The sequence below is a fragment of the Escherichia sp. E1130 genome (genome assembly GCF_005781065.1).
Classification (GTDB): domain Bacteria; phylum Pseudomonadota; class Gammaproteobacteria; order Enterobacterales; family Enterobacteriaceae; genus Escherichia.
On record NZ_VATL01000004.1, the window covers coordinates 274,905 to 294,045 of the forward strand.

15 protein-coding genes and 1 pseudogene are annotated in these 19,141 nt (G+C 52.2%); 9 read left to right on the top strand and 7 right to left on the bottom strand.

From position 1 onward, the window contains the following. The first annotated feature begins 9 nt into the window (after positions 1-9). Positions 10-1,230, top strand: coding sequence for an amino acid deaminase (locus FEK66_RS04110; RefSeq protein WP_135408835.1), 1,221 nt, complete (start codon positions 10-12; stop codon positions 1,228-1,230). A gap of 58 nt (positions 1,231-1,288) precedes the next feature. Here the strand turns inward: FEK66_RS04110 and FEK66_RS04115 are convergent, their stop codons facing one another. The 5 genes from FEK66_RS04115 to FEK66_RS04135 all read right to left on the bottom strand — a co-directional run bounded on the left by FEK66_RS04115 (position 1,289) and on the right by FEK66_RS04135 (position 7,448). After that, the gene (locus FEK66_RS04115; protein ID WP_135408833.1) at positions 1,289-2,299 is read right to left on the bottom strand and encodes an Ldh family oxidoreductase; all 1,011 of its coding nucleotides are present in this window, start codon (positions 2,297-2,299) and stop codon (positions 1,289-1,291) included. An 11-nt stretch (positions 2,300-2,310) separates the two neighbouring features. Next, complete coding sequence (locus FEK66_RS04120; RefSeq protein ID WP_130259572.1) at positions 2,311-3,912, bottom strand: APC family permease; 1,602 nt, start codon at positions 3,910-3,912, stop codon at positions 2,311-2,313. Between the two features lie 11 nt (positions 3,913-3,923). Then, positions 3,924-5,534 carry an aldehyde dehydrogenase (NADP(+)) gene (locus FEK66_RS04125; RefSeq protein WP_135408830.1) on the bottom strand — a complete coding sequence of 537 codons (1,611 nt, stop codon included), beginning with the start codon at positions 5,532-5,534 and terminating at the stop codon, positions 3,924-3,926. Positions 5,535-5,548: 14 nt separating this feature from the next. Next, complete coding sequence (locus FEK66_RS04130; protein ID WP_130204736.1) at positions 5,549-6,469, bottom strand: dihydrodipicolinate synthase family protein; 921 nt, start codon at positions 6,467-6,469, stop codon at positions 5,549-5,551. Positions 6,470-6,620: 151 nt separating this feature from the next. After that, positions 6,621-7,448, bottom strand: coding sequence for an AraC family transcriptional regulator (locus tag FEK66_RS04135; RefSeq protein ID WP_135408828.1), 828 nt, complete (start codon positions 7,446-7,448; stop codon positions 6,621-6,623). Between the two features lie 311 nt (positions 7,449-7,759). On the opposite strand from FEK66_RS04135, the gene FEK66_RS04140 reads away from it, so the two are divergent. The 7 genes from FEK66_RS04140 to yjiA all read left to right on the top strand — a co-directional run bounded on the left by FEK66_RS04140 (position 7,760) and on the right by yjiA (position 15,272). Beyond that, complete coding sequence (locus tag FEK66_RS04140) at positions 7,760-8,707, top strand: 4-hydroxyproline epimerase (RefSeq protein WP_135495091.1); 948 nt, start codon at positions 7,760-7,762, stop codon at positions 8,705-8,707. Beyond that, positions 8,704-9,813 carry an FAD-dependent oxidoreductase gene (locus tag FEK66_RS04145; RefSeq protein WP_135495092.1) on the top strand — a complete coding sequence of 370 codons (1,110 nt, stop codon included), beginning with the start codon at positions 8,704-8,706 and terminating at the stop codon, positions 9,811-9,813. Before FEK66_RS04140 ends, FEK66_RS04145 begins: the two co-directional genes overlap by 4 nt. After that, on the top strand, positions 9,810-10,073 hold the full coding sequence (locus FEK66_RS04150) for a 2Fe-2S iron-sulfur cluster-binding protein (RefSeq protein WP_135495093.1): 264 nt from the start codon (positions 9,810-9,812) through the stop codon (positions 10,071-10,073). The genes FEK66_RS04145 and FEK66_RS04150 overlap by 4 nt, the downstream gene beginning before the upstream one ends. Continuing rightward, entirely contained in the window at positions 10,054-11,319 is a 1,266-nt protein-coding gene (locus FEK66_RS04155) for an FAD/NAD(P)-binding oxidoreductase (protein WP_135495094.1), read from the top strand. The genes FEK66_RS04150 and FEK66_RS04155 overlap by 20 nt, the downstream gene beginning before the upstream one ends. Before the next feature lie 501 nt (positions 11,320-11,820). Next, positions 11,821-13,971: a pyruvate/proton symporter BtsT gene (gene btsT / locus FEK66_RS04160; RefSeq protein WP_001298933.1), complete on the top strand. Its 2,151-nt coding sequence runs from the start codon at positions 11,821-11,823 to the stop codon at positions 13,969-13,971. Between the two features lie 130 nt (positions 13,972-14,101). Continuing rightward, positions 14,102-14,305 carry a YbdD/YjiX family protein gene (locus FEK66_RS04165; protein WP_000467859.1) on the top strand — a complete coding sequence of 68 codons (204 nt, stop codon included), beginning with the start codon at positions 14,102-14,104 and terminating at the stop codon, positions 14,303-14,305. A 10-nt stretch (positions 14,306-14,315) separates the two neighbouring features. Next, positions 14,316-15,272: a GTPase gene (gene yjiA / locus FEK66_RS04170; protein WP_001295525.1), complete on the top strand. Its 957-nt coding sequence runs from the start codon at positions 14,316-14,318 to the stop codon at positions 15,270-15,272. 114 nt (positions 15,273-15,386) lie between these two features. Here the strand turns inward: yjiA and FEK66_RS04175 are convergent. After that, positions 15,387-15,548: pseudogene (locus tag FEK66_RS04175) on the bottom strand (antitoxin); the annotation flags it as partial. 40 nt (positions 15,549-15,588) lie between these two features. Next, a complete protein-coding gene (locus tag FEK66_RS04180) occupies positions 15,589-16,557 on the bottom strand; it encodes a hypothetical protein (RefSeq protein ID WP_138211414.1) in 969 nt (322 codons plus the stop codon). Positions 16,558-16,697: 140 nt separating this feature from the next. Here FEK66_RS04180 and FEK66_RS04185 point away from each other — a divergent pair, with 140 nt between their 5' ends. Further along, positions 16,698-19,130, top strand: coding sequence for a DEAD/DEAH box helicase family protein (locus tag FEK66_RS04185; protein ID WP_135495095.1), 2,433 nt, complete (start codon positions 16,698-16,700; stop codon positions 19,128-19,130). Positions 19,131-19,141: the final 11 nt, after the last annotated feature.

A 19,141-nucleotide genomic window follows, 5' to 3' on the forward strand; every position in this document is an offset into this window, starting at 1 on the left:
GTAAATGTTATGAAATACCACTCAGAACCTCTGGTTCCCCATAAATCTGCTCTGATGCAAATGCCCGCAAATATCCTTGCCGAAGATGTTTGTTTACCTACCGCGATCATTAAAAAGCAGGCTCTGGAGAACAACATTATGTGGATGCAACGCTATGCTGACGCGCGCGGCGTTTCGCTGGCACCGCACGGTAAAACCACCATGACGCCGTGGATTTTTCAGGCGCAGCAGGCGGCTGGTGCCTGGGCAATTGGTGTCGGTAGCGCGTGGCAGGCTGGTGCGGCAATGGCGAGCGGTATTCAGCGTGTGCTGATGGTTAACCAGTTGGTCGGCAAGGCGAATATGCAGTTGATTGCCCAGTTGCAACGGCATTACCCGAAAGTCGATTTTATCTGCTGTATCGACAGCATTGAGAACGCCCGCGCTTTGTCTGTCTTTTTTGCCAGCCAGCAACAGACGCTGAACGTGATGATTGAGCTGGGGGTTCCCGGCGGGCGCTGTGGTTGCCGCTCAACGGATGCCGCACTGGCACTGGCTAAACAAGCGGCCCAATTACCAGGGCTACGTCTGCGCGGGCTGGAGTTATATGAAGGGGTTTTACACGGTGACGATCCACAGCCGCAGGTAGAAGCTCTGCTGCAGGATGCCGCACAACTGGCTTGTGATATGGCAAGTCTGGTTGATGGCGAGTTTATTCTCACCGGAGCAGGCACGGTCTGGTATGACGTGGTGTGCAATATCTGGCTGGCGGCAGAAAAACCGACTAACTGCCGAATCGTCATTCGCCCAGGCTGCTACATCACCCATGACGCAGGGATCTACGACATCGCGCAACAGCAATTGATCGCCCGTGATCCCGTGGCTTGCGATCTGGCAGGCGATCTCACATCTGCACTGGAACTGGTCGCCATGGTGCAATCGGTGCCAGAGGCCGATCGTGCAGTGGTTAATTTTGGTAAGCGTGATTGCGCCTTCGACGCCGGACTGCCGCAACCAGTCGCCCACTATCGCAACGGCCAGCCACTGGCATTTGATCCTGAGGCTATTCGCAGTGTCGGCATTATGGATCAGCACTGCATGTTGCAATTGTCAGCTAATAGCGACGTGCAGGTGGGGGATATTCTGGTGTTTGGCACTTCCCATCCGTGCCTGACCTTCGACAAATGGAAAACGTTGTTATTGACTGATGACGACTACAACGTACTGGCAGAGCTGGATACGTTGTTTTGATAGCGCAGATGGCGGGATCCTTCCCGCCATTAATTGTATGTATATCCTTTAGTATCTATCAGCTACTTAAGGATCGAATATCGTCATAGAGTGATTGGCTGATCTCTACACCCTGTTGCTCACTGCGCAATCGTGCCAGGTAGCGACGTTCTCCCGGCAGGCGCGCGCCCTGTGCCTGCATCTGACTAAACAGTGTTTCCGCCCTTGCCAGATGCCTCCCGGCATCCTCACCAAGAAAACGCTGCGGATCGAGTGCCAGGATCAACTCTCCACCATATGGCAAACCACCTGCACCATTATCCCACGCAAGAGACTCAGCACTGGTCATATCGCCAATCAGTGGCCCCGCAATCAGCTCCACCATCGCTGCCAGTGCCGAACCTTTATGACCGCCGAAGGTTAACATTGCTCCGTCCAGCACAGCTTGTGGATCGGTGGTGGCGTTGCCATTGCTGTCGATCCCCCAACCTTCAGGAAGTGATTTCCCGGCTCGCTGATGTAACTGAATCTCCCCGCGTGCCGCCGCACTGGTCGCCATATCAAAAATAAATGGCGGCTGCTTGTCGCGCGGCCAACCAAACGCGATTGGGTTAGTACCAAATAGAGGTTTGCGCCCCCCTTTCGGCGCAACCCAGGCATGGCTTGGCGTGGTCGCCAGCGCCACCAGTCCGACTTCAGTCAGCGGTTCAACATCCGCAAATAAGGCGGAGTAGTGAACACAATGATTAATCGCCAGTGCTGCAATCCCGCACTGACGCGTTTTCTCGATCAGTAACGGCAGTGCCTGCTGATAAGCCAACAGCGAATAGCCACCTTTGGCATTGGCCTTAACGATTGCCGGAGCCTGAGATTCCACTGTCGGCAGAGCATCGGCAGAGACTTTCCCTTTTCGCAGCGTGTCAACAATCCCCAGCAGTCGCCATAAACCGTGCGAGGCACAGCCGTCGCGCTCCCCGGCGGTAACGTTTTTCGCAATCACCACCGCATGTTGCTCACTAAATCCGTTACTGATGAGCGCATGATAGGCTAGTGCGTAAGCCTCTGATAATGAGAGGATTACTCTATCCATTTTCTACTCCTTTATTCTTCTTCATCCCCGTTAAAGTTCGCCCGAGGAAGGCAGGTGTATGCGCCCCAGTAATAAATTCCCAACGACATCAGCGCGACGACGATAGTATCCCACGGGTGACCTATAATGCCGCTACCGCCAAAACTACCCAACCAGGAAAACAGCATAATCAGGGCATAGAAGGCAATAAGCCACAATGAAGATTTAATCTGCTGCGCCAGGCTGACATGCTGAACAGGCACTTTCGACTTACAAACCACGTAAACCACAAACATTACGATTTGTAGCCCCAGCAGCCAGGAAAGCGTTCCCCAACCAGACCAAAAAACAATCAGCGCGGAAATCATAAAAGAGAGTGGGCCGAGCACCGCAAAACCACGAACGCGGAACGGGCGCGGCATATCTGGTGCATTACGACGCAGCCCGGCAGCTGTAACCGGCGCGATGGCGTAGCTCAGTACCAGAGCCGCAGAAACCACGCTAATCAATTGCTCCCACGACGGGAACGGCAGCGTCCAGAAGATAGATAAACCAAACGTCAGCCACAGTGCCGGACGTGGAATACCTGACTCCTTATCGATATGAGTAAAGGTTTTAAAGAATGTTCCCGCCTTCGCCCAGCCATAGATCACGCGCGGTGTCGCATTCATGTAAATATTGCCAGTGCCGCTGGGAGACACAATAGCATCACATACCACCATAAATGCCAGCCAGCCCATCCCAAGGGTAATGGCGATATCACGATACGGCAGCGAATAGTTCTTACTGATCTCCGCCCAACCCCCACTTAGCGATTCAGTAGGAATACTACCCAAAAAGGCGACCTGCAACAGAACGTAGATGATGGTCGAGAGAATTACCGAGAGGATCAGCGCAAATGGGATGGTACGTTGCGGATTTTGCGCCTCGCTGGCAACGGAGATAATCGGTGTCAGCCCAAGGTAAGCGAAGATAATCCCACCCGCGCTAATTGCCGCTTCCACTCCTGACATACCAAATGGAGCCATACCCTGTATATGCAGATTCTCCGGTTTGAAGAAGGCAAATAACGTTATTACCACCAGCAACGGCACCAGAAACTTCAGCACACTAATAAAATTGTTCGAGCGGGCGAACGTTTTGACACTGTAGTAGTTCAGGGCAAAAAAGAAGCACAACAGTAAGAACTGCACCACCCAGCCTAACAGCGTCGGGTCACTGCTCCCCGTCTGCGTCAGCGCCGGAAACCAGGCGGCAGCATATTGCCGTGCGGCTACAATCTCAATGGAGATCAGGCTGGAGAAGGCAATCAGGGTAATAAAGCCCAGCAGATAGCCCATCAATTCGCCGTGCGAAAATACCGGGTAACGAATAATACCGCCCGCGCGGGGAAGCGCCGCCCCCAGTTCGCAGTAAATAATCCCCAGTAGCAACACCGCAAAACCGCCAATAACCCAGGAAGCAATCCCGGCTGGGCCAGCGATCGATGCGACATGGCTGGCAGCAAACAGCCAGCCAGAACCAAAAATCGCCCCCAGACCAATAAAGGTCAAGTCGGTGAGCGTTAACTGCTTTTTAAACTTCCCCGACTCAACAACGACGGTTTGCGTGCTTTGGGTAGAAGGAATTGTCATAGTGATGCCCTTCAATGAGTCAACAAGGAGGAAATGGCTTCCCGGGTCCACTGGCCGTTAACCAGGCGCAGCAGGTTTAATGGATTACTGTCCTGCAACGCAGGCGGTAATAGAGCAGCAGGTACATTTTGCAGGCATACCGGGCGCAGAAAACGAGTAATGGACAGCGTGCCTACGGACGTGCCGCGCGCGTCGGTGGTTGCCGGGAACGGACCACCGTGTACCATGGCATCGCAAACCTCGACGCCGGTGGGATAGCCATTGAACAATACGCGTCCGGCTTTATCAGCCAACAACGGCAATAAACGACCAGCCAGTTGCCGGTCATCCTCATCCGCCTGAAGTGTGGCAGTAAGTTGCCCTTGCAGAGCGTTAATCACCTGCAACAACTCCGCTTCATCAGCGGCTTCAACCACAATCGCGAGCGGCCCGAACACTTCCTCCTGCAACAGAGGATCTTTTTCAAGTACGCTTGCCACCTGAGCCTGATAGAGACGAGCCTCTGCACGTCCGGTCTGATGATTATCGTCCCCCGCCAAACACTGAATTGTCGGATGTCCTGCCAGTTTCTCTACGCTGTGGCGATAGTGCTCAAGCGTGGAGGCGTTCAGCATGAGTTGCGGTGAGGCGGCATTCACTTTCTCAACCAGTTGCTGCAAAAAGTCCGCGTTTTTCTCCCCCTTCAGCAACACAACCAAGCCTGGTTTAGTGCAGAACTGTCCACATCCCAGCGTGAACGACGCGACTAAATCGCGGGCCAGCGTATCGGCACGTACTGATAGCGCCTGCGGCAGAATGAAAAAGGGATTGAGAGCCGACATTTCGGCAAAAACCGGTATCGGCTGTGGACGCTGTTGAGCCAAACGAAAGAGTGCCATGCCACCACGTAATGAGCCGGTAAAACCCACCGCCTGAATTGCGGGATGTTTCACCAGTTCAGCACCGATATCAGTACCGAAAATCATATTGAATACGCCTGCGGGCATGGCGCATTTAGTCACGGCACGAGCGATCGCTGACGCGATAATTTCTGCCGTTGCCATATGCCCAGGATGCGCTTTCACAACTACCGGGCATCCTGCAGCCAGTGCCGCTGCTGTATCACCACCGGCGGTAGAAAAAGCGAGTGGAAAGTTGCTGGCACCAAATACCGCCACCGGCCCGAGAGCCGTTTTATACTGGCGCAAATCCGGTCGAGGCAAAGGCTGACGCTCCGGCAACGCAGTATCAATTCTTACCTCAAACAGATCGCCCCGACGTAATAACCCGGCAAACATGCGCATCTGCCCGCTGGTTCTTGCCCGCTCTCCCTGTAAACGCGCCAGGGGTAACGCCGTCTCCTGATGTGCCGTAGCGAACAGTTCGTCGCCTGCCGCATCAAGTTCATCGGCGATGGTTTCTAAAAAATCGGCACGTTGCCCGGCACTGGTCTGTGAATAGCGCACAAAAGCCTGCTGCGCCGCAATAGCCGCCTGCGCGGCCTCCTCCACGGAGGCCGGGTAAAAACGTTGCCCGGTAGGTTCGCCATCCTGCGCTCGCAGGCTGACCAGCGACGGTTCACCGCTGGCAACACGTTGCCCGGCGATGAACTGTTGCCCGGTGAAAGGGAAAGTTTCAGTCATAGTCTCTCCCCACCTCAAAGGCCCACGTCCGGCAGCGCAGGGCGAGTCGCCAGCGCTTTCTCAACTATCGCCACAACCTGGGCACGCGTTTCACCTTCCAGCGCCAGACGCGGCGGGCGAGTAACCTCACTGCCACGCCCCAACAGGGCTTCGCACAGCTTGATACACTGCACCAGGTCAGGGCGCGCATCGAGATGCAGCAGCGGCATAAACCAGCGATACAGCGCCATAGCCTCGTCAAAACGCTGTTGTTTTGCCAAACGGAACAACGTCTCACCTTCGCGTGGGAAGGCGTTTGACATCCCGGAAATCCAGCCTTCAGCGCCCACCGCAATGCTCTCAACCACGACATCGTCCAGCCCTGCAAACAGCACAAAGCGATCTCCTACCGCATTGCGAAGATCGATAAAACGACGAGTATCACCAGAGGAATCTTTAAAGCAGACAATATTTTCGCAATCAGCGAGTGTTTCCAGGATATCAGGGGTGACATCGTTTTTATAAATCGGTGGGTTGTTATAGACCATGATCGGCAGGTCGGTCGCCATTGCCACACTGCGGAAGTGCGCTGCAGTTTCATGAGGCTTAGACGAGTAAACCAAAGCAGGCATCACCATAACGCCATCAACACCGACCTTCTCGGCCTCTTTTGCCATCGTCCGGGCAAAGGCGGTGGTGAACTCAGCAACCCCGGCAATCACCGGAATTTTTCCGCCAGCAGCATCTTTCGCGACTTCGATGATTTGCAGTTTTTCCTGAGTGGTAAGTGACGTGTTTTCTCCTACGCTACCGCACACTACCAGGCCAGAAACCCCGTCTTTAACCAGGTTTTTCATCACCGCATGGGTGGCATCCAAATCAAGTGAGTAATCACTACGGAACTGAGTGCTAACCGCCGGAAAAACGCCACTCCAGTTAATCGCTTTATTGCTCATCTTTGGTTTCCTTATTGTCAACCTGTTGCGTTAATGTGAATTAAAAGTGAATCCTCATTAACAGATTGACCTCTCCTTGCGCTGGCGGCTTGTCGATTTTCTTTCCCCAGGATGACGAAATTAGCACAATGCCCGGTTGCGATTTGTCGTGCTACCCGACCAACGTCATCCGAAAATCACGCGGTGTTGAGCCTGTCATCGCCTTAAATTGACGGCTGAACGCACTGTGGTCGGTATAACCGCACTGCAAAGCGATATCGGTAATCGGCGTATTTCCTGCAAGCAACTCAGTGGCCTTTTCCAGTCGAACTTTGTGGATCATCTGGCGAGGAGTCAGGTGAAAAATCCGCTTACAGTAGCGTTCAATTTGCGCCACAGACATTCCGCTCATTTCAGTCAACTCTTCCATAGAGATCGCGCGGTGGTAGTGATTGCGAATGTGCTCATCGATGATCGCCAGACGTTGCCAGGCAGGATGACGCGCATGTGCTTCCTGGAGATCATGTGAGATCCCCGCCATTCCAATCACACGCCCCTGCATATCGCGCAGTGCCAGTTTCTGCGTCAGGCACCAGCCGCGTTCGCGCCCGTTATAGAGATGCATCTCCAGTTGATCACGTAACGCAACCCCTTCGCGTAGCACACGCAGATCCTGTTCGGTATATCCTCGTCCCAGTGCAGAAGGGAAAACATCTGCCGATGTCTTCCCCAGTAGCGATGTCACGTTTTTAAACCCGCAGCGTCGCGCCAACGTCATATTGACTAACAGATAACGGGCCTGCACATCCTTAATAAAAAACACCACATTAGGAATGGCGTTAAGAAGTGGCGCAATCAGTGCCAGTGCATTTAACAATGCCTGAATATTTTGTGGACGCTGCCGCGCCAGCCCCTCGCAAATTTGACTAAGTTCATCAACGGCCAGCGCAGTTTCTTCACAAGGGGAAAACTCAATAGTCTGATGACATATGCTGGACATAGCTGTTCCTCATAGCGATTGAGGATGAATGTTTATTAACCTTTAGTTAACATAACAAGTACTGAAAGCGCATTTTGCGATCCTTCCGTGTATTTCCACTTTCCGTTGCTCTCACTACTGACGAACGCTTGTTCTTGGTCTAACACATCACTAACAAGATGATTAATATTAAAAAAGTATGACCGCTCCTGGTGTCGCAAAATAATTCACTGTGCTGATTTCGTCATTTCCCTTGCAGAAACCCTTCAAGCGATAAAGTTGCAATTACGCCAGCATTTAGAAACATTTCGTTAACCACATGGAGCCAAAGCATGCATGTTCCTCACCAAATCACTGAACTCAGGGCTATCGACTCCCATACCGGAGGCGAGCCGACCCGGTTGATTATTGATGGCTTTCCCGATCTCGGTAGCGGCAGCATGGCCGAACGGCGCGAACGTTTTGCCCGGGAATTTGACAGTTGGCGCAAAGCCATAATTCTTGAGCCACGCGGCAACGACGTGCTGGTCGGCGCGCTACTGTGTGAGCCGGTTTCCCCTCATGCCACGGCAGGTGTCATCTTTTTCAATAATGCTGGATACCTGAATATGTGTGGGCACGGCACTATCGGGCTTGTTGCTTCACTGGCCTGGTTAGATCGTATTAAACCAGGCGTTCATCGCATTGAAACCCCTGTTGGAGATGTAAACGCCACATTGCATGACGATGGCAGTGTGTCAGTTGAAAACGTTCCGGCCTGGCGCTGGCAAAAACAGGTAAGTGTGGAAACGGCGGTGGGTACAGTTACAGGTGATATCGCCTGGGGTGGCAACTGGTTTTTTCTTATTAATGATCATCCATTTGATATTGTGCCGGAACAAATCCCGCAGTTAACTGAATACGCCTGGGCTGTACGGGAAGGACTCGATAATGCGGGGATCGTCGGTGAAAATGGTGGCATTATCGATCATATCGAACTTTTTGCCGATGACGATCAGGCGGATAGCCGTAGCTTCGTCCTTTGCCCAGGCAAAGCGTGGGATCGTTCTCCCTGTGGCACAGGCACCAGCGCCAAGTTGGCCTGTCTGGCAGAGGACGGAAAACTCGCCCCCGGCGATATCTGGCGCCAGGCCAGTATTATTGGTAGCCAGTTTACGGCTCACTATGCCTGCCATGGCGAGAAGATTATCCCCACCATTCGTGGAGAAGCCTGGGTATGCGGCGACAATCGCCTGTTCCTTAATCCGGACGATCCCTTCTGCTGGGGGATTAGCCTGTGAACAGCACGGAGGTCATTGTCATCGGCGCAGGCATCATCGGGGCCGCCTGCGCATGGCAACTGGCAAAACGTGGGGTGAGAGTCACGTTAATTGACGACGGCCGAGCCGGAGCTACAGCTGCAGGAATGGGGCATCTGGTCTGTATGGATGATGATCCCGCAGAACTGACGCTCTCTGCCTGGTCGCTGGAACTGTGGCGCACGTTGACGCCTCAGTTACCGGAAAGCTGTGCCTGGCGCGGCTGTGGCACATTGTGGCTGGCGGAAACACCAGAAGAACTGGAAATTGCCCGAGAGAAGCAGCGACGTCTGGCATCGCAGAAAGTAAACAGCGAAATGCAAAGCACCGCACAATTGGCCGAGCGAGAAGTTATGCTACGCCCGGGGCTATCCGGCGGGTTATGGGTGCCGGGCGATGGCATCGTCTATGCCCCAAACGTTGCCCGTTGGTTTATTGCCAATGCGGGCGATAAGCTGACACATCTGGTTGATCCGGCCATTCGTCTGGAAGAACCAACAGTGACATTACAGAGCGGTCGCCAGGTACGCGCCGACGCGATCGTCATCGCCAGTGGTCTGGGGGCCAATACGTTACTGGGGGAGCCATGGCTGCGCGCGAAGAAAGGCCAACTGGCGATTACTGATCGCTATGGTCCACTGGTCAATCACCAACTGGTTGAACTTGGCTACGGCGCCAGTGCTCACGGCGGCGGCACGTCAGTGGCCTTTAATGTGCAGCCTCGTCCCACCGGCCAACTGCTGGTTGGCTCTTCGCGTCAGTTCGATAACCAGGATCGCGAACTGGACCTTCCACTCCTGGCCGCGATGCTGTCCAGAGCGCAACACTTTCTGCCGTCTCTGGCAACGCTCAATATTATTCGTTGCTGGAGCGGTTTTCGCGCCGCCTCGCAGGATGGCAATCCCCTTCTCGGTCCGCATCCTTCCCGTGCTGGCGTCTGGCTGGCTCTTGGTCATGAAGGGCTTGGCGTGACCACTGCCCCCGCCAGCGCGTCGCTGTTAGCCGCACAGTTGCTGGGTGAACGCAGCCTCGTATCTCCTGCCCCCTGGCTACCCGCCAGACTTATCTCCCTGGAGGCCAGCGCATGAGTGGCACCATTCGAATTTTTATTGCCGGACAGCCCTGGTTTGTCCCGACGGGTATTAGCGTAGCGGCGGCACTGGCCTTAACTGATAACCCCATTACGCGCCTTTCGGTGAGCGGGCAACCACGTACGCCCTTCTGCGGCATGGGCGTTTGCCAGGAGTGTCGGGTGAACGTTAATGGTCGTCGGGTACCAGGTTGTCAGACCCTTTGCCAGCCAGACATGCAGATTGAAAGGAGCGGATATGCAGACCTTACAGTGTGACATTTTAATTCTCGGTGCAGGCCCGGCGGGGCTATCAGCTGCTCTGGCCGCAGCAAAGTGCGATAAGCAGGTCATCATTCTTGATGATAATCCGCGTCCTGGCGGTCAAATCTGGCGCGATGGCCCACAAATTCAGCTTCCTCCACTGGCCCGCCATTACCGTGATGCCGTTGCCAACGAATCGCGGATTCGTGTGCTCAACGGAGCGAGGTTAATCGCCCGCCGCAGCGAAAATTGTGTACTGTTCGAAACCGCAGAAGACTACGGCACCGTAAGCTGGAATAAGCTGATTCTCTGCTGCGGTGCTCGTGAACTTGCATTACCGTTTCCAGGCTGGACGCTGCCCGGTGTCAGTGGCGCGGGTGGGTTACAGGCACAAGTGAAACAGGGGCTGCACATGGCAAATCAAAAAGTGGTAATTGCCGGAAGCGGGCCACTATTACTGGCCGTTGCTGACACCGTTCGCCGTGCCGGAGGCGAAGTGGTGGCGATTGTGGAACAAGCCCCACGCGCAGCGCTATTGCGCTTTGGCCTCGGGCTATGGCGTTGGCCGGGTAAGCTGCGCCAACTGGCGACACTATTTCCTCGTCGTTATCTCAGTGCAAGCCAGGTTATCGCTGCTCACGGCGACGCCACATTGCGTGCTGTCACCCTCCGACACAATGGTAGGGAAATCACACTGCCATGCGACAAATTGGCTATTGGCTATGGTCTGGTGCCTAATCTTGAACCAGGGTTGTTCTTCAATTGTGTCATCAGCAATGATGCCGTGCAGGTGGATGAACTTCAGCGAACCTCGGTTAAAAACATCTATGCAGCCGGTGAATGTACTGGATTTGGTGGCAGTGAACTGGCGCTGATAGAAGGTGAGATAGCCGGGCTTTGTGCGGCCGATCGCGCCCATGAAACCAGGTTTCTGCAACAAAAACGTGCCGGGTGGCAGCGCTTCGCCCTTGCACTTCATAAAACCTTTGCCCTGCCCGAAAGTCTCAAGCGCGTTGCGACACCAGAAACGCTGCTTTGCCGCTGCGAAGACATTCGCTGTAGCGATGTAGAGCAAGCACAAAGCTGGCTGCAGGCCAAATTAACGACCCGCTGCGGCATGGGAGCCTGTCAGGGGAGAACCTGCGCCGCTACCGCTCGATGGTTGTACGGCTGGCCATTACCGCAACCGCGAGAACCCCTTTCCCCCTCTCGCAGCGAAACGTTAATTGCCCTGGCGCACCAGCCACCTTCACCACATTAAATCCCTGATAAGGATTTGACGTTAATGGCTTATCCGGTCTGGTAAATCTTACAAATTCAATACATTGCAGAATCTATCCAGGCCAGATAAGCATGGCGCATCTGGCAATTATTGAGGCGCAAACGAGAAATCTATCCAGGCAAAAAAATTCGTGATCTCAATCACATATTAGCCCGGCGAATAATTCTTGCCCAACCGCTCACCGCCATTCCTGACCGCTTACGTCCCTAATATAACCACTCAGTTATTTACCTTACTTTACGCGCGCGTAACTCTGGCAACATCACTGCAGGATAGCGGTCAATTTACCTCCTCAAACGCAACGCAAACCTAGAACGGCTTCGGCCTATGATTAACAAATTACTCTATGGATTTTGGTTTGCAGGAAGGCAGCCAGTGAGTGAATCCCCGGGAGCTTACAACAGTAAGTGACAGAGGTGAACGAACGCAGCTGCCGCGCCTGTAAGCCAAAAGACGACGAGTAAAATGCCAGGTTTTACTATGGATACGAAAAAACTATTCAAGCACATACCCTGGGTGATTCTCGGAATCATCGGTGCATTCTGCCTCGCGGTAGTTGCATTACGTCGGGGGGAGCACGTCAGCGCCCTGTGGATCGTGGTCGCCTCTGTGTCGGTGTATCTGGTGGCGTATCGCTACTACAGTCTGTACATCGCCCAGAAGGTGATGAAACTCGACCCCACGCGCGCGACGCCTGCGGTTATTAACAACGACGGTCTGAACTACGTTCCGACCAACCGTTACGTGTTGTTTGGTCACCACTTCGCCGCTATCGCCGGTGCTGGTCCGCTGGTTGGTCCGGTTCTCGCCGCGCAGATGGGCTACCTGCCTGGCACGCTGTGGCTGCTGGCGGGGGTAGTGCTGGCCGGTGCGGTACAGGACTTTATGGTGCTGTTTATCTCCTCTCGCCGTAACGGCGCATCTCTCGGTGAGATGATCAAAGAAGAGATGGGGCCAGTACCGGGAACTATCGCGCTGTTTGGCTGTTTCTTAATCATGATCATCATCCTTGCCGTCCTGGCGCTGATTGTGGTTAAAGCCCTGGCCGAAAGTCCGTGGGGTGTCTTCACCGTTTGCTCAACCGTACCAATTGCGCTGTTTATGGGTATCTACATGCGCTTTATTCGTCCGGGGCGTGTGGGTGAAGTCTCTGTCATTGGTATCGTGCTGCTGGTTGCCTCTATCTACTTCGGTGGCGTGATTGCTCACGATCCGTACTGGGGTCCGGCACTGACCTTTAAAGACACCACCATTACCTTCGCGCTGATTGGCTATGCGTTTGTTTCCGCACTGCTGCCGGTGTGGCTGATCCTCGCACCGCGCGACTATCTGGCAACCTTCCTGAAAATCGGCGTTATCGTCGGCCTGGCGCTGGGTATCGTGGTGCTGAACCCGGAACTGAAAATGCCTGCGATGACCCAGTATATTGACGGTACTGGCCCGCTGTGGAAAGGCGCTCTGTTCCCGTTCCTGTTCATCACCATCGCCTGTGGTGCGGTATCTGGCTTCCACGCGCTGATCTCTTCCGGTACGACGCCGAAACTGCTGGCTAATGAAACCGACGCGCGTTTCATTGGCTATGGCGCAATGCTGATGGAGTCCTTCGTGGCGATTATGGCGCTGGTTGCTGCGTCCATCATCGAACCGGGTCTTTACTTCGCGATGAACACACCGCCTGCGGGCCTTGGCATCACCATGCCTAACCTGCATGAAATGGGTGGCGAGAACGCGCCGATCATCATGGCGCAGCTGAAAGACGTTACCGCACACGCGGCAGCGACTGTCAGCTCCTGGGGCTTCGTGATTTCGCCAGAGCAGATCCTGCAAACCGCGAAAGACATTGGTGAGCCTTCTGTCTTGAACCGTGCAGGTGGTGCGCCGACACTGGCGGTAGGTATCGCTCATGTGTTCCACAAAGTGCTGCCGATGGCTGACATGGGCTTCTGGTATCACTTCGGTATTCTGTTCGAAGCTCTGTTCATCCTGACCGCGCTGGATGCCGGTACCCGTTCTGGCCGCTTTATGCTGCAAGACCTGCTGGGTAACTTCATCCCGTTCCTGAAAAAAACCGACTCTCTGGTTGCTGGTATCATCGGTACTGCGGGCTGTGTGGGCCTGTGGGGCTACCTGCTGTATCAGGGCGTGGTCGATCCTCTGGGCGGCGTTAAGAGCCTGTGGCCGCTGTTCGGTATCTCCAACCAGATGCTGGCAGCCGTAGCGCTGGTACTGGGCACCGTTGTGCTGATTAAGATGAAGCGCACCCAATACATCTGGGTAACTGTTGTTCCGGCTGTATGGCTGCTTATCTGCACCACCTGGGCGCTGGGCCTGAAACTGTTCAGCACCAACCCGCAGATGGAAGGCTTCTTCTACATGGCGAGCCAGTACAAAGAGAAGATTGCTAACGGTACTGACCTGACGGCGCAGCAGATTGCCAACATGAACCACATCGTTGTGAACAACTACACCAACGCAGGCCTGAGTATTCTGTTCCTGATTGTGGTGTACAGCATCATCTTCTACGGTTTCAAAACTTGGCTTGCGGTGCGTAACAGCGACAAACGTACTGACAAAGAAACTCCGTACGTTCCAATCCCGGAAGGCGGCGTGAAGATCTCTTCGCACCACTAACCGGTTGCCGGATGCGCTGCGCGTATCCGGCCTACAAAGTGTCTATCGTGGGCCGGATAAGGCGTTTACGCCGCATCCGGCAAATCCCCAGCCCGGACCTTCCGGGCTTTACGCATATCTGGAAGGCAAAATGTTTGGTAACTTAGGACAAGCAAAAAAATATCTCGGCCAGGCGGCGAAGATGTTGATTGGCATTCCAGACTACGACAACTACGTCGAGCATATGAAGACCAACCATCCCGACAAGCCGTACATGAGCTATGAAGAATTCTTCCGCGAACGCCAGAACGCGCGCTACGGCGGCGATGGTAAAGGCGGTATGCGCTGTTGTTAATGGAGAGAGCATGAACCCGATTGCAGTTACCCTACTCACCGGTTTTTTAGGCGCGGGCAAAACCACCCTGCTGCGCCATATTCTTAACGAACAACACGGCTACAAGATTGCCGTGATTGAAAACGAATTCGGCGAAGTCTCCGTTGATGATCAACTGATTGGCGACCGCGCCACGCAGATCAAAACGCTGACCAACGGCTGCATCTGCTGTTCGCGCTCCAACGAGCTGGAGGACGCGCTACTCGACCTGCTGGATAATCTCGACAAGGGCAATATTCAGTTCGATCGTCTGGTCATTGAATGCACCGGCATGGCCGATCCCGGCCCGATTATTCAGACCTTTTTCTCCCATGAGATTTTATGCCAGCGTTACCTGCTGGACGGCGTGATTGCGCTGGTGGATGCGGTACATGCCGATGAGCAGATGAACCAGTTCACCATCGCCCAGTCGCAGGTTGGCTACGCCGACCGTATTCTGCTGACTAAAACCGACGTCGCGGGCGAAGCAGAGAAACTGCGTGAACGCCTGGCGCGCATCAACGCCCGCGCACCGGTCTACACCGTCACCCACGGCGACATCGACCTGGGCCTGCTGTTCAACACCAACGGTTTTATGCTGGAAGAAAACGTTGTCAGCACCAAACCACGTTTCCACTTTATCGCGGATAAACAAAACGATATTTCATCGATTGTGGTGGAACTGGATTACCCGGTAGATATCAGCGAAGTTTCCCGGGTGATGGAAAACCTGCTGCTGGAATCGGCGGATAAACTGCTGCGTTACAAAGGGATGCTGTGGATTGACGGCGAACCTAACCGTCTGCTGTTCCAGGGCGTCCAGCGCCTCTACAGCGCCGACTGGGACCGCCCGTGGGGCGATGAAAAACCGCATAGCACGATGGTGTTTATCGGGATTCAGCTGCCGGAGGATGAGATTCGGGCGGCGTTTGCGGGGTTGAGGAAGTAATCGTGAAAGGTTGAGTGTAAAGCAGTTCAATGCCCTATTTAGCGGTGAGGGGAAACAGAACGACGTGCTCCCCTCCGCTATGTTTTATTGCGCGTGAATACCTGGATTGGGCAAAAAATTGCCGCGTTTGGCGTCAGACCATGCTTCGCTACCAGAAGCAGGAATGTCGCTGTAATCAATGTCTTCATCGGATTTATTAACCAAAGCCATGAGTTCAGCTTCTTGCTGCACATCAAGTGTGTAGAGTGTGCCCCGTTTATGTTTAACCATGCTCATTTATGACCAGAACCTTTACTATATAATTTATAAAGATATCTTATTTCAGCCATCTAGGCACGTTATATTCTGAGACATTCTCAATGGAATATGCATCCCTCCTGTCAGAACCTTTCTTACATTTCAACTCATCAAAACCCCATTTACCCTCTCTATTGGAATAAAATACAGTATATTTATCAGTATTAAAACCGAAATACCTTTCATTCGGATGTGAAATATTCAATTCTCCACATTTAACCTGACTGCGCCATTCAAAATCAATGGTGCTTTTTAAAACGTAGTACGAAATACCTTCTACATTTTTTGAAGCAAAAGTCACTAAAAAAGTAGATACTACAAATGCTCCGGCAAGTATAAACAACCTATACACACTTAATTTAGTCCCCAGAGTTAAAAAAGCAAAATAGATAATAAGTTGCATTAACATGAAGAAAAGCAACATAAAAACCATCCCTTTCCAGAAATACTCAACCCATGGAGTTAGCGTAATGTTTAGATTGCTCAAACTTAAAAATAAACTGGAAGCATAACTACTTGTGAATAAATATATAATTGGCATGACAGCTATAGTCATAGACCTAATAATCATTAATTTTTTATTTTCTTTAAACTCTAACTCTAATATAATAAAAATACCTCCCAGAAAAACAAATACTGAAAAAGCACTAAAAATATATACAGAGGCACTGACTGGAAAAATATTAATTGAAAGCACAAAAAACAAAAATATAAACCATGCAATAAGTGAACACCAGGCAGCACAACTATTCAACCTGCTTTTATTGCTGAACTTAACAAAATACCCCATATATTCTGTAATGCGATTTTCTTCCACTAATGCATAAAGAAGAATACCAACAAAGTACAGAGATAAAATAATATCTTTCCACAGATATTTATAAGGGAGAAGTATAAAACCAAGGAGTAGATAAATTAGCAGAATGACATCTAATGCCTTAGTACAAAAATATTGTTTCACTCCTTGCAAGAACCGAACATTCTCCATATGAATCCTTATCCAGCTATTGATGAAACTCAAGAATACCTTTAAAACAGTGACTTAACGCTGATAATACTCTTTGAACAGATGAATTCATCTATTTTTCTGTGTAGAATTTGCGCATCGCATTTAGATGAGAACACCCCATGGCGGAACTGAACCTAAGTAACCTGACGGAAGCAGACATCATTACCAAATGCGTTATGCCAGCCATTCTCAATGCAGGCTGGGACAACACAACGCAAATCAGACAGGAGGTCAAACTCCGGGACGGTAAAGTCATCGTACGTGGTAAAGTTGCGGCACGCAGAACGGTAAAATCTGCTGACATCGTGCTGTATCACAAACCAGGCATTCCCTTAGCCGTGATTGAAGCAAAAGCCAACAAACATGAAATTGGCAAAGGGATGCAACAGGGCATTGAATATGCGCGCCTGCTGGACGTTCCTTTTGTTTTTGCCACCAACGGTGATGGCTTTATCTTCCGCGATACCACCGCAGCTGAAGGTGAATGCCTTGAAAAGCAAATAACACTGGATGACTTCCCCTCCCCCGCTGAACTCTGGCAAAAATTCTGCCTCTGGAAAGGATACACACAAGCTCAGCTTCCGGTGATTACTCAGGACTATTACGACGATGGCAGCGGTAAATCGCCACGTTATTACCAGCTTCAGGCAATCAACAAAACCATTGAAGCCGTCTCCAACGGGCAAAACCGCGTTCTGCTGGTCATGGCGACCGGAACAGGGAAAACCTATACCGCATTCCAGATCATCTGGCGCCTGTGGAAATCAAAAAATAAAAAACGCATTTTGTTCCTTGCCGATCGCAACATTCTGGTCGACCAAACCAAACATAATGATTTCCAGCCATTTGGTACGGCAATGACCAAAGTCAGCGGACGCACCATTGATCCCGCTTATGAAATTCACCTCGCGCTCTATCAGGCTATAACTGGCCCGGAGGAAGACCAAAAAGCGTTTAAACAAGTCGCACCAGATTTCTTCGATCTGATCGTGATCGACGAATGCCATCGCGGCAGCGCATCCGAAGACAGCGCCTGGCGAGAGATCCTTGATTATTTCAGTTCCGCCACCCAAATTGGCTTAACCGCCACGCCAAAAGAGACGCATGAAGTCTCCAGCACGGATTACTTCGGCGATCCGGTTTACGTCTACTCGCTAAAAGAAGGGATCGAAGACGGCTTCCTCGCCCCTTATAAAGTTGTCCGTGTTGATATTGATGTTGATCTGCAAGGCTGGCGCCCAACCAAAGGGCAAACTGACTTAAACGGCGAAGTGATCGACGATCGTATCTATAACCAGAAAGATTTCGATCGCACGATGGTAATCGACGAACGCACAGAACTGGTTGCCAGAACCATTACCGACTACCTCAAGCGCACCAATCCGATGGATAAAACCATCGTCTTCTGTAACGACATCGATCATGCAGAACGTATGCGCCGCGCCCTGGTTAATCTCAACCCGGAGCAGGTGAAAAAGAACGACAAATACGTCATGAAAATCACCGGCGATGATGAAATTGGCAAAGCTCAGTTGGATAACTTCATCAACCCGAAAAAACCGTACCCGGTTATCGCGACCACTTCAGAGCTGATGACCACCGGTGTGGATGCTAAAACCTGCAAACTGGTAGTACTGGACCAGAACATCCAGTCGATGACCAAATTCAAGCAGATTATCGGTCGTGGTACACGCATCGACGAACGTTACGGCAAACTCTGGTTTACCATCCTCGACTTTAAAAAAGCCACCGAACTGTTTGCCGATGAGCGTTTCGATGGCATTCCCGAAAAAGTCATGGATACCACACCAGAGGATATCGCCGATCCAGACTCTGATTTTGAAGAGAAACTCGAAGAAATCAGCGAACATGTCGACGAACAGGTAACAGGCGTTGATGAACCGCCTGCGCCACCATACCAGGTTAAAGATACCGATGATGTCGGCCCACTTCCGGAAGAAGACGAGAAGAAAATCCGCAAGTTTCACGTCAACGGTGTAGCGGTGGGCGTTATTGCCCAGCGTGTTCAGTATTACGACGCCGACGGTAAACTGGTTACCGAATCCTTTAAAGATTACACCCGCAAAACACTGCTCAAAGAATATGCCTCGCTGGATGACTTTACCCGCAAGTGGCAGGACGCCGATCGCAAAGAAGCGATCATTCACGAGCTGGAGCAACAGGGGATCATCTGGGAAGTACTGGCAGAAGAAGTCGGTAAAGATCTCGACCCATTCGACATGCTTTGCCACGTAGTGTATGGTCAGCCGCCGTTAACCCGCAAAGAGCGCGCCGAGAACGTGCGCAAGCGGAACTACTTCACAAAATACTCTGAAGCAGCGCAAGCCGTGCTCGATAATCTGCTGGATAAATACGCCGATGCGGGCGTACAGGAGATCGAAAGTATTCAGGTGCTGAAACTTAAGCCATTCGACAGCATGGGCACCTTACCGGAGATTATTAAAACCGGATTTGGCGACCGTAACGGGTATAATCAGGCGCTCAGCGAGCTGGAAAACGAAATCTACCAATTACCGCCCCGCTCTGCTTAACAACTCTCTTT

What these genes read in the sequence shown, in the direction of transcription:
- FEK66_RS04110 (WP_135408835.1), top strand. Translation starts at nt 10, where the DNA reads ATGAAATACCACTCAGAACCTCTGGTTCCCCATAAATCTGCTCTGATG.
- FEK66_RS04115 (WP_135408833.1), bottom strand. Translation starts at nt 2,299, where the DNA reads ATGGATAGAGTAATCCTCTCATTATCAGAGGCTTACGCACTAGCCTAT.
- FEK66_RS04120 (WP_130259572.1), bottom strand. Translation starts at nt 3,912, where the DNA reads ATGACAATTCCTTCTACCCAAAGCACGCAAACCGTCGTTGTTGAGTCG.
- FEK66_RS04125 (WP_135408830.1), bottom strand. Translation starts at nt 5,534, where the DNA reads ATGACTGAAACTTTCCCTTTCACCGGGCAACAGTTCATCGCCGGGCAA.
- FEK66_RS04130 (WP_130204736.1), bottom strand. Translation starts at nt 6,469, where the DNA reads ATGAGCAATAAAGCGATTAACTGGAGTGGCGTTTTTCCGGCGGTTAGC.
- FEK66_RS04135 (WP_135408828.1), bottom strand. Translation starts at nt 7,448, where the DNA reads ATGTCCAGCATATGTCATCAGACTATTGAGTTTTCCCCTTGTGAAGAA.
- FEK66_RS04140 (WP_135495091.1), top strand. Translation starts at nt 7,760, where the DNA reads ATGCATGTTCCTCACCAAATCACTGAACTCAGGGCTATCGACTCCCAT.
- FEK66_RS04150 (WP_135495093.1), top strand. Translation starts at nt 9,810, where the DNA reads ATGAGTGGCACCATTCGAATTTTTATTGCCGGACAGCCCTGGTTTGTC.
- FEK66_RS04155 (WP_135495094.1), top strand. Translation starts at nt 10,054, where the DNA reads ATGCAGACCTTACAGTGTGACATTTTAATTCTCGGTGCAGGCCCGGCG.
- btsT (WP_001298933.1), top strand. Translation starts at nt 11,821, where the DNA reads ATGGATACGAAAAAACTATTCAAGCACATACCCTGGGTGATTCTCGGA.
- FEK66_RS04165 (WP_000467859.1), top strand. Translation starts at nt 14,102, where the DNA reads ATGTTTGGTAACTTAGGACAAGCAAAAAAATATCTCGGCCAGGCGGCG.
- yjiA (WP_001295525.1), top strand. Translation starts at nt 14,316, where the DNA reads ATGAACCCGATTGCAGTTACCCTACTCACCGGTTTTTTAGGCGCGGGC.
- FEK66_RS04180 (WP_138211414.1), bottom strand. Translation starts at nt 16,557, where the DNA reads ATGGAGAATGTTCGGTTCTTGCAAGGAGTGAAACAATATTTTTGTACT.
- FEK66_RS04185 (WP_135495095.1), top strand. Translation starts at nt 16,698, where the DNA reads ATGGCGGAACTGAACCTAAGTAACCTGACGGAAGCAGACATCATTACC.